The sequence below is a fragment of the Thermus neutrinimicus genome, assembly GCF_022760955.1.
GTDB classification, from domain to species: Bacteria; Deinococcota; Deinococci; order Deinococcales; family Thermaceae; genus Thermus; species Thermus neutrinimicus.
The window spans coordinates 57,418-70,560 of record NZ_JAKTNU010000007.1 but is presented as its reverse complement, the minus strand read 5'-3'; the positions used below and the strand labels follow the sequence as shown (position 1 = coordinate 70,560).

Annotated in this window: 12 protein-coding genes and 1 tRNA gene; 5 read left to right on the top strand and 8 right to left on the bottom strand. The window is 65.9% G+C overall.

Annotated features, from left to right (window positions below; genetic code table 11):
- Window positions 1-4: 4 nt before the first annotated feature.
- Entirely contained in the window at window positions 5-1,687 is a 1,683-nt protein-coding gene (locus tag L0C59_RS06145) for an acyl-CoA carboxylase subunit beta (RefSeq protein WP_243090391.1), read from the top strand.
- Between the two features lie 4 nt (window positions 1,688-1,691).
- On the top strand, window positions 1,692-2,555 hold the full coding sequence (locus L0C59_RS06140; RefSeq protein WP_243090390.1) for a hydroxymethylglutaryl-CoA lyase: 864 nt from the start codon (window positions 1,692-1,694) through the stop codon (window positions 2,553-2,555).
- Here the strand turns inward: L0C59_RS06140 and L0C59_RS06135 are convergent.
- On the bottom strand, window positions 2,552-2,947 hold the full coding sequence (locus L0C59_RS06135) for a DUF3197 domain-containing protein (protein WP_243090388.1): 396 nt from the start codon (window positions 2,945-2,947) through the stop codon (window positions 2,552-2,554). The two genes, L0C59_RS06140 and L0C59_RS06135, sit on opposite strands and share 4 nt — an antisense overlap.
- 38 nt (window positions 2,948-2,985) lie before the next feature.
- Entirely contained in the window at window positions 2,986-3,483 is a 498-nt protein-coding gene (locus tag L0C59_RS06130) for a DinB family protein (RefSeq protein ID WP_243090386.1), read from the bottom strand.
- 140 nt (window positions 3,484-3,623) lie between these two features.
- Here L0C59_RS06130 and L0C59_RS06125 point away from each other — a divergent pair, with 140 nt between their 5' ends.
- On the top strand, window positions 3,624-4,232 hold the full coding sequence (locus L0C59_RS06125) for a YkgJ family cysteine cluster protein (protein WP_243090385.1): 609 nt from the start codon (window positions 3,624-3,626) through the stop codon (window positions 4,230-4,232).
- Window positions 4,233-4,253: 21 nt separating this feature from the next.
- Here the strand turns inward: L0C59_RS06125 and L0C59_RS06120 are convergent.
- The 3 genes from L0C59_RS06120 to L0C59_RS06110 form a co-directional block, all read right to left on the bottom strand.
- A tRNA-Ser gene (locus tag L0C59_RS06120) sits at window positions 4,254-4,345 on the bottom strand.
- A complete protein-coding gene (gene tilS, locus L0C59_RS06115) occupies window positions 4,324-5,868 on the bottom strand; it encodes a tRNA lysidine(34) synthetase TilS (RefSeq protein WP_423247924.1) in 1,545 nt (514 codons plus the stop codon). The genes L0C59_RS06120 and tilS overlap by 22 nt, the downstream gene beginning before the upstream one ends.
- Window positions 5,861-6,136: a hypothetical protein gene (locus tag L0C59_RS06110; RefSeq protein ID WP_243090384.1), complete on the bottom strand. Its 276-nt coding sequence runs from the start codon at window positions 6,134-6,136 to the stop codon at window positions 5,861-5,863. Before L0C59_RS06110 ends, tilS begins: the two co-directional genes overlap by 8 nt.
- A gap of 31 nt (window positions 6,137-6,167) precedes the next feature.
- Here L0C59_RS06110 and L0C59_RS06105 point away from each other — a divergent pair, with 31 nt between their 5' ends.
- Complete coding sequence (locus L0C59_RS06105) at window positions 6,168-6,377, top strand: CDGSH iron-sulfur domain-containing protein (RefSeq protein ID WP_243090382.1); 210 nt, start codon at window positions 6,168-6,170, stop codon at window positions 6,375-6,377.
- Between the two features lie 17 nt (window positions 6,378-6,394).
- On the opposite strand, the gene treS is transcribed toward L0C59_RS06105, so the two are convergent.
- Genes treS through L0C59_RS06090 form a run of 3 tightly spaced genes read right to left on the bottom strand, consistent with a single transcriptional unit; the run spans window position 6,395 to window position 11,371 of the window.
- On the bottom strand, window positions 6,395-9,316 hold the full coding sequence (gene treS, locus L0C59_RS06100) for a maltose alpha-D-glucosyltransferase (protein ID WP_243090380.1): 2,922 nt from the start codon (window positions 9,314-9,316) through the stop codon (window positions 6,395-6,397).
- 19 nt (window positions 9,317-9,335) lie between these two features.
- Window positions 9,336-10,025, bottom strand: coding sequence for a trehalose-phosphatase (gene otsB, locus L0C59_RS06095; protein WP_243090378.1), 690 nt, complete (start codon window positions 10,023-10,025; stop codon window positions 9,336-9,338).
- The gene (locus L0C59_RS06090) at window positions 10,022-11,371 is read right to left on the bottom strand and encodes a trehalose-6-phosphate synthase (RefSeq protein WP_243090377.1); all 1,350 of its coding nucleotides are present in this window, start codon (window positions 11,369-11,371) and stop codon (window positions 10,022-10,024) included. Before L0C59_RS06090 ends, otsB begins: the two co-directional genes overlap by 4 nt.
- 181 nt (window positions 11,372-11,552) lie before the next feature.
- Between L0C59_RS06090 and L0C59_RS06085 the strand changes: the two genes are divergently transcribed.
- Window positions 11,553-13,139, top strand: coding sequence for an alpha-amylase family glycosyl hydrolase (locus L0C59_RS06085; protein ID WP_243090375.1), 1,587 nt, complete (start codon window positions 11,553-11,555; stop codon window positions 13,137-13,139).
- Window positions 13,140-13,143 lie beyond the last annotated feature (4 nt).

The following is a 13,143-nucleotide window of genomic DNA, read 5'->3' as shown; positions in this document are numbered from 1 at the left end:
AGCCATGCTAGGCCAGCCCACGAGCCGCCTCGAGAGCAAGCTCCGTCCGGAGGAACGGGAAGGCCCCCTTTACAAGGCCAACAAGGACGCCTGGGTGGCCCTGGTGCGGGACTTCAGGGAAAGCCTGGAGAGGGTGCGCCAAGGGGGCGGGGCCAAGGCGGTGGAGCGCCAGCACAAAAAGGGGCGCCTCACAGCCCGGGAGCGCATCGCCAGGCTTTTGGACCCGGGCACGGAGTTCTACGAGCTCATGGCCTTCGCCGGCTGGGGGATGTACGAGGAGTGGGGCGGGGCCCCGGCGGGAGGGGTCATCGCCGGCCTCGGGCAGATCCAGGGCCAGACCTGGATGATCCTCGCCAATGACGCCACGGTGAAGGCGGGGGCCTTCTTCCCCATCACCGCCAAGAAGGTGATCCGGGCCCAGACCATCGCCCTGGAAAACCGCATCCCCACCCTGTACCTGGTGGACTCCGCTGGGGTCTTCCTGCCCCTACAGGACGAGGTCTTCCCAGACCAGGATGACTTTGGCCGCATCTTTTACCTCAACGCCCGCATGTCCGCCCTGGGCATCCCCCAGATCTCCGCCATCATGGGCAACTGCGTGGCCGGGGGAGCCTATCTTCCCGTGATGACCGACGTCCTCATCATGACCGAGGGGAGCGGGCTCTACCTGGCAGGCCCAGCCCTGGTGAAGGCGGCCATAGGCCAGGAGGTTTCCAGCGAGGAGCTGGGCGGGGCCCGGATGCACTTTGAGGTCTCGGGCACCGTGGACTTCTACGAACCCAACGACGAGGCCGCCATCGAAAGGATCCGCCAGCTCATCGCCCTCTACCCGCCCCCCAGGCTCGCCCCCTGGGCCGAAGGGCGCAAGGAGCCTAAAGAACCCCTCTACCCCGCCGAGGACCTCTACGGCCTCATCGCCCCCGACGGCAGCCGCCCCTATGACCTCCGGGAGGTGATCGCCCGCCTGGTGGATGGCTCGGAGTTTTTGGAGTACAAGGGGGGGTATGGGGAAACCCTGGTGACGGGGTTTGCCCGCATTGGGGGCTTCCCCGTGGGCATCGTGGGCAACCAGCGCCTCATCCTGAAGAAAAAGGGGCGGATTGAGGTGGGCGGGGTGATCTACGCGGAGGCCGCGGACAAGGCCGCCCGGTTTATCCTCGAGGTCAACCAGATGAACATCCCCCTCCTTTTCCTCCAGGACGTGACGGGCTTCATGGTGGGGAAGGAGTCGGAGCAGGCGGGGATCATCCGCCGGGGGGCCAAGCTGGTCAACGCCGTGAGCAACTCCGTGGTGCCCAAGATCACCGTGATCCTAGGAGGCTCCTTCGGGGCGGGAAACTACGCCTTGGCGGGCAAGGCCTATGCCCCCAGGTTCATCTTTGCCTGGCCCAGCGCCAAGTACGCGGTGATGGGCGGAGCCCAAGCGGCCAAGACCCTGTTGGAGCTGGAGGTGGAGAAGCTCAGGCGGGCGGGCAAAGAACCCTCCGATGAGGAACTAAAAGAGCTTTACGAGCGCATCAAGGGCCGCTACGAGGAAACCCTAGACCCACGGTACGCCGCCGCCCGGCTTTGGGTGGACGGGATCCTCCTCCCCCACGAGACCCGGAAGTGGCTTATCCGGGCCCTCGAGGCCTGCGCCCTCAACCCCGAGCGGGAGCCCTTCCGCACCGGGGTCTTCCAGGTGTAGCGCCATGGCCAAGCTCCCCGTCCGCTACGTGGAATGCCCCCGGGATGCCTGGCAGGGCTTCCGCCGCTTCATCCCCACCCAGGAAAAGGCGGCTTTTTTAAACCGGCTCCTGGAAGCTGGCTTCCGCCACCTGGACCTCACCAGCTTTGTCTCCCCCAAGTGGGTGCCCCAGATGGCGGATGCCGAGGAGGTTTTGGCCGCTTTGCCTCCACCCCAAGGCCGCACCTATCTGGCCATCGTGGCCAACGAAAAGGGCCTGGAAAGGGCCCTTAGGGCCCCGAACCTCACGGCCATCGGCTACCCTTTTTCCCTATCGGAGACTTTCCAGAGAAAAAACACCAACCGCTCCCGGGAGGAATCCTGGCCCCTGGTGGAGGCCATGGTGGAGGCCACGAAGGGAAGGCTTGGCCTGGTGGTCTACCTCTCCATGGCCTTCGGCAATCCCTACGGGGACCCCTGGAGCGTGGAGGGGGTTTTGGAGGATATCGCCCGGCTACGGGACCTTGGGGTCAAGGAGATCGCCCTGGCGGACACCTACGGGGTGGCGGAGGCAGGCCGCATCCAGGAGGTGCTGAGGGAGGCTGTGGCCCGCTTCGGCCCCGAGGGCCTGGGCGCCCATCTCCACGCCCGCCCGGAAGGGGTTTTGGCCAAGGTGGAAGCGGTGCTTGCATCCGGCATCCTCTGGTTGGAAGGCGCCTTGGCCGGGGTGGGGGGCTGCCCCTTTGCCGGGGATGAGCTGGTGGGCAACCTACCCACGGAAAGGGTGCTTCCCTACCTGGAGGAGAGAGGCTACACCACGGGGGTAGACCTAAAGGCCCTCCCCGACCTTGCAGGGGAGGCTGCCCGGCTTAAGCTCCTCTACGGCTAAGCCGCCCTTTTCAGGTAAATCCCGGGGTCGGTGGGGTTGGCGATGGCGTTGATCCGCCTTAGGAGCTCCTCAGGTACCAGGTGCAAAAGGCCCGAAAGCTCCCCCGGGGAGACCACCGCCTCGTAGAACTTCCTGGCCCCAAGCTCCAGCAAAAGGCCCACCAGCTCCGAAAGGGCCTCCTCCCCTCCCGGAAAGGCGGGGCCGAAGGCATCGGGGGTGAGGAGGTCCTTCTTGCCCCCGTGGATCAAAAGGGCGTACCGGGCCAGGCGCCGGCGGTCCTGCCAGTCGGTGATGAGGTAGACCTTAGCCTCGGGGAAGCGCACGCCCTTGAGGGCTTCCTTGAGGGCCTCGAGGGTAAGCCTAGGAGAGGCGCGCAGGCCAACGCGTTCCATGGAAACATCTTACGGCCATCCCCCAGGGACAGGAGTCCTCAGCCCAGGAGCTTGCGGGCGTAGATGATCTGCCCCGCGTGGTGCTGGGCGTGCTCCACCAGGTGGTGGAGGATGTGCGCCCTAGGGGCCCGCAAGCCCTGGGTTCCCACGGGAACCTCCTGGGCAAGGTCCTCCTCCCGCAAACCGCGGAAAGCGGACAAAAGCCGCGCCCAAGCCTCCTGGAACCGGGCCTGCACCGCTTCCTTGGCCTCGGGCTCCCCCTGAAGCTCCCACTCCCGCCCCCTTTTGGCCCAGTGGGGAAGCTCCTGGGGGAAGGCGTAGGAAAGGAGCCGCAAGGAGCTTCCCGTGATGTGGCGCACCAGCCCCCCGATGGGGTTCAGCCCCTCCTTGGGCCGCCACCAAAAGCCCTCCTCGGAAAGGTCGAAAGCCCAGCGATGGAGGTGAGCCTCTACCTCCTTAAGCCCCTTGATCCAGGCGGAAACCCCCGGGGAAACACCAGGCTCCAAGGCTTCCAGGAAAGGTGCGGGATCCGGCATGGGTATAGTATAACCCCTGTGGACGGCTTGGGCCTTCTCCTCGCTTTGCTCCCGGTGGCCCCGCTCCGGCGCCACTGCCCCCAGGTGGCGGTGAGGGCCTGCCCCTTTGACCCCCGGCGAGGCCTCTACCGAAAACGGCCATGAATCCGGCGGAAGCCCATTGGCTGGCCCTCGAGGCTGATCTGGCCGACTACTTGGCCCAAAAGGGGGTTCGGCCCTCCTGCCGGGCGGGGTGTGCTGCCTGTTGCTTTGGCCTGGTAACCCTTTCCCGATTGGAGGGCGAAGCCCTCCTTCCCCATCTCACCGGGCCCCAGAGGTCCCGGCTCCTAGGGGAAGGCCCCAGGCGGCTTGCCCTTCTCAGGGAGGGCAAGGACGACCCCCGTTTCCCAAGCCGCTTTTTCCTAAGCCGCACCCCCTGCCCTCTTCTGGAAGAGGGCCTCTGCGGCGTCTATCCCTGGCGCCCCCTGGCCTGCCGGGGGCTTCTCACCCAAGGCGACCCCAGGCTCTGCGAACCCGAGGCGGGCTTGCGAAAAGGCCATTTCCTCTCCGCCCCCTGGCGCATGGCCCGCCTACGCATGGAAAGGGTTTGGGAGGAGGAAAAAAGGCGGTACGGCTTCCTGGTCCTAGGGGAGCTCGCCAGCCTTTTGTACCTGCTTCTTTCCGGGTTCCCCCGGGAAAAGGAGGAAGCGGAAGCCCTTTTGCAGGAACTGGGGATCCTGGGAGGACGGTGGGGGTTCCAGGTGGCATAAAAGCGGCCCTAAGGCCGCTTTTGGCGGAGGGGGCGGGATTCGAACCCGCGAGGCCCCTTGCGGGGCCTACCGGTTTTCGAGACCGGCCCGTTCAACCGCTCCGGCACCCCTCCCTGAGCCGGGCAAAGAAACCCTTTAGGAGCTTAGCACACTCCCCTTCCAGGACGCCACCCCTAAGGCCCTCCCCCTGGCCATACCGGGTTAAGGCCCCCTCCTTCAGGTTCTCCACCCCGTAGACCACCTCCACCCCCGCCTCCTTGAGGGCATGGTGGCACATGCGACAGGGCTCCAGGGTCACATAAAGCCTTCCTCCCCGGGCCTCCTTGCCCACCTCCCTAAGGAGGAGCATCTCCGCGTGGGCCGTGGGGTCCCGGCTGGCCTCCACCCGGTTGTGGGCCCTAAAGACCTTTCCCCCCACCACCAAGACCGCCCCCACCGGCACCTCCCCCTCCTGGAAGGCCTGCCTGGCCTCCTCGAGGGCCAAGGCCATGTACCCTTCCTCCTGGGAAGGGGGGTAAAGGCCCAGGACCTCCACCACCTCCTTGCCCTCCGCCCTCACCGGCCAAAGGGGCTTGAGCTCCTTGGGCACCCCTTTTTCCGCCAAAAAGTCCACCAAGCGCTTTCTCCCGTGGGGCATGGCCAGGTGGTCCCCTGGCAAGGGGCGGCGGAACCCGGGGGGCAGGGGCAGCCTGGGCTCGGGGGGAAGGAGGAAAAGGGTACCCCCCTTGCGCCGAGCCGTATAGCCGCCGGGCAGGGTGGCCACCCTACCCCCTAAAGCCTCCTCCAAGAGGGCGATGAACCGGGCCTCAGGCCGGAGGTCCAGGGCTTCCAGGATAGAGCGCAAGGCCCTCCGCCTAAGGGCCAAAGGAGCCTCCAAAAGGGGTGCCACCCGGTAGGCGGGCACGAAGAAGCGGGGATCGGGCAGGAGGCGCGCCTTGGCCTCCCTCTCCAGGTGGGCATCCTCCTCCATCCGCACCCGGGCGAAGCGGGAAAGGGCCTCCTTGGCCCCGGGAAACCGCTCCTGCAAAAGGGGGAAGACCCTAAGCCTCAGGTAGTTGCGATCCCGGGAGAGGTCCTGGTTGGAGGGATCCTCCCGCCACGTTTCCCCCAGGGCCTGGAGGTACGCCCTTAACTCCTCCCTGCGGAAGGCCAGAAGGGGCCGGACCACAAGCCCCTCCCTTTCCCGGATCCCCAGGCCCCGGGCCGTGCCCTGGAGGAGCTTGAGGAGCACCGTTTCCGCCTGGTCGTCCAGGGTGTGGGCGGTCAGGATGGCCTTGGCCTTCACCTCCTTGGCCACCCGGTGCAGGAAGGCGTAGCGGATCTCCCGGGCCACTGCCTCCAGGTTCTCCCCCCTTTCCCTGGCCACCCCGGCCACCTCCACCCGCTCGGCGTAAAAGGGAAAGCCAAGCCTTTCCGCCAGGGCCCTCACGAAGAGGAGGTCCTCCCCGCTTTCCGGGCGGAGGGCGTGGTCCAGGTGGGCCACCACCGCCTCCCGCCCCGCCCGCCTCACCAAATGGGCCAGGGCCACGGAATCCCCGCCCCCGGAGACCGCCAGCACCAAGGGGTCGTGGGGGGCAAGCCGGGCCAGACGCCCTTGGAAAGCCTCCTCCAGTTCCTGGGAAAAGCCCTCAGGCAAGCCTAGCCACCTCCGCCCGCAGCCCCAAGGCCTCCGCCAACCCCTCCCGGGGCCAGCCAAAGCCGTAGTAGACAAAGGGGGCTCCCTTGCCGTGGATGGGGAAACGCACCTCCTCCAGGGTGTACCCGCCTTCCTCCCCGGGGTAGACCACCGGGCAGGCGGGGTTCTGGTAGGAGTCGGGCTGCGCCAGGGCCTTCCCCGTGAGGAAGTTCTTCACCGTCTTCAAGGGGACCTCGAGGTCCGCCCTTCCGTACTGCGGACCGAGCATACCTCCACTTTACCCCCGGTATCCTGAGGGCATGAAGCTCCGCTTCCGGGAAAACGGGCCTTACGTGTTGGACCTGCCCGAGGGAACCCCCTTCCGGCTCAACGGGGAAGAAAGGCGCCTGGAGAGGGCCAAGCTGGCCCTTTGCCGCTGCGGCCACTCCCGGAATAAGCCCTTCTGCGACGGAACCCACAAGGAAGTGGGGTTCCAAGCGGAGAAGGGGGAAGTGGAGGTAAAACCGTAAGCTCCCCCATAGGTCCCTCAGAATCCGTCCCCCCACTCCTTAGCCTTCGCCTGCCAACGCTCAAGGACCCTGTGCCGGCTCAGCCTCTCCTCCCGCAAGGCCTGGTCTTGGGCCAAGTCCAGCATTATCTGGGGAAACCGGTCCAAACCCTCTAAGACCTCTTGGGCCGCCTCCTGGTAGGCCTGGAGGAGGGCTTGCTCAAAGGAGTCGGCAGCGAGGGCCACCCAGTCCATCGCCTCGGGGACCTCCTCGGCGGCCAGATAAAGGGCCCGCTCCAAATCGTAGGCCAGCCGGGCCAGGTCCCAAAGGGGTAGGCCCCTGGCTTCCCTTCCCAGGGCAAGAAGGAAAACCTCCCCTTCCACCTCCACAAAAGCCCCCAGGCCGCGGTTCAGGAGGGGTACCCCATCCCCCTCCCCCTCTGCTTCCCGCAAAGCCCGGTGCAAAAGGGCAAGCCGCACCCCCAGGAGCCGGGCCAGGGCCTCGAGCTCCCGGAGGGCATCCGCCATCAGGCCCGAGGCCCCTTCCCCAACCGGGTGGTCCCGTAGCCGGGCCAGGCCCTCCCCCGCCAGCCTTAGGGCGTAGGCGAAGGCCTCCTGGGGCCGACCGGAAGGGAGGGTGCCGGTGAGGGCAAGAACCCGCCGCTCCCGGCCCCGTTCCCAATAAAGCCCACCCCCAGGCTTCAGGATCCAGGGAAGATCCAGGTGGGGCAAAATCCGCTCCGTGCGGTCCAGTCCGCCGTCCTGGACCAACCCCACCTGGAGCCATACCCCCTCCCCTGCCGCTAGACCCGGGCGGAGGAGTTCCAGGGCCTCAGGAACTGGGCCCCTGTGACGGCCCCGGTAGTGGGCCCTGAGGCTTCGGCCCTCAAATCCCTGGGCCAGCCGCCTTAAGAGGAGGGTGTAAAACCCGGGGTCCTGAGACAGCTCGATGAGGTATCCCCCTCCCCGCACCCGGGCAAAAACCCCAGGCCCCTCCTTTTCCGGGCGCAGGGCAATGGGCAAGAAGACCTCTTGAACCAGCCCCTCCCCCTCGAGGCGCAAGAGGGTGAGGTACAAGGGGGGATCCTTCTGGAAACGAAGGGCGTCCTTGAGCTCCACCCTCCCAGGCCTCGAGGCCAGCCAACCCCGCCCCCCCAGCACCTTACCCAGGGCGCTCAGGAAGGAGGCTCGGGCCCCTTCGTCCACCAAGGTATCAACAAAGAGGCTCTCCACGCCACCAGAAAGGGGCACGGAGGGCAGGTCCTCGAGGGCCTCCATCACCTCCTCCCCGGGTGATGCCCAGTCGGGAAGGTGGAGGCGCTCCATCTCCTCCTTGGGCCTTAGGGAGAAAAGGGCAAAGCCATGAGGCCCCAAGGCCAGGCGGTAACACCCCTCCACCGGCGGGAAAGGGTGTTGGGAGAAGAGCTCCACCGGAACCAGGCCCTCGTATCCTTCCAGGGGCAGGTCGAAGGCCTGGGTGTAGCGGGAGAGGTTGGCCACCACCAGGATCCTCTCCCCCTCAAACTCCCTCTCATACGCCAGGATGCGCCGGTTCGCCACGGGCAACAGGCGCAAAGCCCCCCGGCCGAAGACCTTGGCGTACCGGTTGCGGATGCCCAGGAAGCGGCGCACGAAGTTAAGGAGGGAGTGGGGGTTCTCCTGCTGGGCCTCCACGTTGACAAAGTGGTAGCTGTAAGGTCCCTCGCTCACCGGGGGCAGGAAGAGGCGATGGTAGGGGGCGCGGGAAAAGCCCGCATTCCGGTCCGCCGACCACTGCATGGGGGTCCTTACCCCGTTGCGGTCTCCCAGGAAAGGGTTATCCCCCATGCCGATCTCGTCCCCGTAGTAGAGGATGGGACTTCCCTTCAGGGTGAAGAGGAGGGCGTGAAGAAGCTCAAAGCGCCGCCTATCCCCACCCAGAAGGGGCATGAGCCTGCGGCGGATCCCCAGGTTGATCCGGTACCGAGGGTCGGGAGCATAGACCTCCCAGAGGAATTCCCGTTCCTCCTCCGTAACCTTCTCCAGGGTCAGCTCGTCGTGGTTGCGCAGGAAAAGGGCCCACTGGGCAGCCTCCGGTATGCCCTCCGTCTCCTGGAGCATGGCCTCGATGGGCTTCCGGTCCTCCCGGCGCAGGGCCAGGAAAATCCGGGGCATCAGGGGGAAGTTGTAGGCCATGTGCACCCCATCCCCTTCCCCGAAATAGGGGAGGGTCTCCTCCGGCCACATGTTGGCCTCGGCCAAAAGGACCTTGCCGGGACCATAGCGCTCCTCCAGGGCCTTGCGCAGGCGCTTCACCGCCTCAATGGTCTCGGGAAGGTTCTCGCAACTGGTCCCCTCCCGCTCGTAGAGGTAGGGAATGGCGTCCAAGCGGAAACCGTCCACCCCCATGTCGGCCCAAAAGAACATCACCTGGTGCATGGCCCTTTCCACCTGGGGGTTATCCCAGTTGAGGTCGGGCTGGTGGTGGTAAAACCGGTGCCAGTAGTAGGCCCCGGCCACCGGGTCAAAGGTCCAGTTGCTGGGCTCAAAGTCCTGGAAGATGACCCTTACCCCCTGGTACTTCTCCGGGGTATCGCTCCACACGTAAAAGTCCCGCAAGGGGCTACCCGGCTTCCTGGCCTCCTGGAACCAGGGGTGGTCGATGGAGGTGTGGTTGAGGACCAGCTCCACGATCACCCGCATCCCCCTTTCGTGGGCCTCGTCCAGGAAACGCCGGAAATCCTCCAGGGTCCCGTGGACGGGCAGGATCTGGTAATACTCGGAGATGTCGTACCCGTCGTCCCGCAGGGGGGACTGGAAGAAGGGCATGAGCCAGAGGGTATTCACGCCCAAGGCCTCCAGGTAGGGAAGCTTTTGCCTTAGGCCCTCGAAGTCCCCGTAGCCGTCGTCGTTGGCGTCAAAGAAGGAGCGCACGTGGAGCTGGTAGATGACCGCATCCTTGTACCAAAGGGGATCCACCACGATCCCCAAGTATGCGCCGCTAGAGGTAAGACTTCAAGTAGGCCAGGACCGCCCCCACATCCCCAAACCGGCCCTCCGCCCGGGTGGGCCCCGGGCCCACCTTAAAGGTCAGCCCCCTTCCCTTAAGGGCCTGGAAGGCGTCCTCATCGGTGATATCGTCGCCGATGTAGATGGGGGTGTGGCCGGGGTGCCGTGCCAAGAGGCTTAACACCGCCTGCCCCTTGCTGGCCCCCTTGGGCTTGATCTCCAGGACCTTCTTCCCCGCAAGGGCCTCGAGGCCCAAGGCCTGCAAAAGCTCCTCGTGGGCGCCAAGCCACCCCTCCAGGCAAGCCCGAGCCCTTTCCTCGTCCTCCGCTCCCCGGTAGTGGAAGGCCAGGGCGAACCCCTTGTCCTCCAGCCAAACCCCCGGGCAGGAGGGCAGAGCCCGGCGTAGGGGGCTAAGGTCCACGGGGAATAGGGGATGGCTTTCCCCACCCACCTCTCCTTCCTCCAGGCCATGCCCCCCCACCACGCGAAGCCCAGGAAGGGGCAGGAGCCCGGCCAGATCCGCCACCCGCCGCCCCGTGACCACATAGAGGGGATAGCGGGCCATCAGGGCCCCCAGGACCTCGAGGGCCTCCGGGTGAGGGAAGGCCTCCTCGGGCCTGGGGGCGATGGGCGCCAGGGTGCCGTCGTAGTCCAGAAGGAAAAGGGGATTTTCCACCTTCATCCCGCCTCCAGGGAGGAGAGGAACCGATCCGCCCAGCTTTGGGCATCCAGGGCCTCAACCCTGGCCTTCAAGGCCCTTAGCCGCTCCTGCCGCTCACCGGCTGGCATGCGCAGGGCCCTGTCCAAGGCCGCTGCCATGCCGTCCAGGTCGTAGGGGTTAACCAAGAGGGCGTCCTTGAGGTACTCCGCCGCTCCGGCCAGGTTGGAGAGGACCAACACCCCTTCCGTGGAGGTGTAGGCGTACTCCAGGGCCACCAGGTTCATCCCATCCCGCAAGGGGGTGATGAGGGCCACGTCGGCGGCCCGGTAAAAGGCGGCAAGCTCCTCCTGGGTGTAGGTCTGGTAGAAGTAGCGGAGGGGCACCCAGTCCTCCCGCAGGAAGCCACCCAGGATGCGCCCCACCACCTCGTCCACCTGGCGCTTGAGCTCCCGGTAGGCAGCCACCTGGGTGCGGCTTGGGGTGGCGATCTGGAAAAGGGCCACCCGGCCCCGCCAGTGGGGGTAGGCCTGGAGGAAACGTTCAAAGGCCAGAAGCCTCTCCCGGATCCCCTTGGTGTAGTCCAGCCGGTCCACCCCCAGGATCAGGCGGTCCACCCCGGCCAGGCGCCGCAAGCTCCTAGCGTGGGCCCCCACCTCCGGGCTTTCCGAGAGCTCCAGGAACCTATAGGTGTCGATGCCCAAGGGGTGGGCCTCCACCCGCACGAAGCGCTCCCCCACCCGTACCCGGTTTCCCTCCACGGTAAAGCCGTAGTGGGCGGCGGTACGCAGGAAGTTCTCCACGTACTCCTGGGTGTGGAAGCCCACCAGGTCTGCCCCCAGCACCCCCTCCACCAAGGCCCTTCCCCAAGGAAGGATGCGGAAAACCCCGCTAGAGGGCCAGGGGATGTGGAAGAAGAAGCCTATAGGGCCTTGGACCCTCTCCCGGAGCAATCCGGGCAGGAGGAGGAGGTGGTAATCCTGGACGAAAACCGTATCCCCCTCCCGGTGAACCCGGGCCACCGCCTCGGCAAAGCGGCGGTTTACCCGCAGGTAATCCTGGAAATACTCCCGCCTCAACTCTATCTTCTCCAGAAAGTAGTGGCAAAGTGGCCAGAGGATCCGGTTGGAAAACCCCCCGTAATAGCCCTGCCACTCCCTGTCGCTGAGGAAAACCCTTTCCAAGCGGATCTTGCTCTGCCTGGGCTGGGCTGTCCGACCCCTTTCTCCCCACTCCGCCGCGGCCACCCAGGTTCCCCCCCGGGCCTCGAGGACCGGCAACAAGGCGGTGGCCAGCCCCCCCACCGCGGGAACCAAGCCTTCGCCGGTTAGGCGGAAAGGAGCACGGTTGGCCACGATAATCAGGCTCACAGACTTCAGTATAAGCCATAGGCGAGACCCACCTTGTACTCAATGCACTCTTTCGCGGGGTGCATTCCTATGGATGGCCTAGGCTTGTCTATTTCTGGAATGTAAAACCGTAGCCAGGGCTGGAGTAGCCCTTTGCCTGGAAACCCTTCCGCGCCCAGGCCGGAAGCGGTAGACTTCTGGCATGTGGTGGAAGCACACGGTCATCTACCAGGTCTACCCGAGAAGCTTTCAAGACTCCAACGCGGACGGCATCGGGGACCTCGAGGGCATCCGGCAAAGGCTTCCCTACCTGAAGGACCTGGGGGTAGGAACCCTCTGGCTCTCTCCCTTCTACAAAAGCCCCATGAAGGACTTCGGCTACGATGTGGCCGACTACTGCCACGTGGACCCCATCTTCGGCACCCTGGAGGACTTTGACCGCCTTCTAAAGGAGGCCCATGACCTGGGGCTCAAGGTCCTCATCGACCTGGTGCCCAACCACACCTCGGACCAGCATCCCTGGTTTTTGGAGTCCCGAAGCTCCCGGGATAATCCCAAGCGGAACTGGTACATCTGGAAAGACCCGGGGCCGGATGGAGGCCCTCCCAACAACTGGCAGAGCTTCTTCGGGGGCCCCGCCTGGACGCTGGACAAAGGGACTGGGCAGTACTACCTCCACCTTTTCCTGCCCGAACAACCCGACCTCAACTGGCAAAACCCCGAGGTGCGGGAGGCCATCCACGAAGCCATGCGCTTCTGGCTTAGGCGGAGGGTGGATGGCTTTCGGGTGGACGTCCTTTGGCTTTTGGCCAAGGACCCCCTCTTCCGGGATGAGCCGGGAAACCCCGAGTGGCGGCCCGGGCACCCTGACCGCCTGCGCCACCAGCACCTCTTCACGGAGGACCAGCCGGAAACCTACGCCTACGTGCGGGAGATGCGCCAGGTTTTGGACGAGTTCAGCGAGCCGGGCCAGGAACGGGTCATGGTGGGGGAGATCTACCTTCCCCTCCACCGCCTGGTGCGCTACTACCGGGCGGGGTGCCACCTTCCCTTCAACTTCAGCCTGATCACCGAAGGCCTCCCCGATTGGCGGCCCGAGAACATCGCCCGCATCGTGGAGGCGTACGAAAGCCTCCTCACCCCCTGGGACTGGCCCAACTGGGTCCTGGGGAACCACGACCAGCCCCGGCTGGCCTCGAGGCTAGGGGAAGCCCAGGCCCGGGTGGCCGCCATGCTCCTTTTCACCCTGCGGGGCACCCCCACCTGGTACTACGGGGACGAACTGGCCCTGCCCAACGGGGAAATCCCCCCGGATAGGATCCAGGACCCCGCCGCCCTCAGGCAAAAGGACCGTACTCCCGCGGGCTACCACAGCCTGGGCCGAGACCCCGAACGCACCCCCATGCCCTGGGATGCCTCCCCTTACGCGGGCTTCTCCACGGTGGAGCCCTGGCTTCCCCTAAACCCCGACTGGCCGGTGCGGAACGTGGCAGTTCAGGAAAGAGACCCCCAGTCCATGCTCCAGCTGGTGAAGCGCCTCATCGCCTTGCGCCAGGAACCAGGCCTTCTCCTTGGCCCCTACCGCACCTATCGGGCACGGGGTGGGATCTACGCCTACCTGCGGGGGGAGGGCTTCCTGGTGGCCCTGAACTTCACGGACCGGGAAAGGGCCCTGGAGCTACCGCAAAAGGGCCGGGTGGTCCTCTCCACCCACCTGGACCGGGAAGAGACCGTGGGGGAGACCCTGCGCTTGCGCCCGGATGAGGGGGTGGTGGTGCGACTAAGCTAGGGGC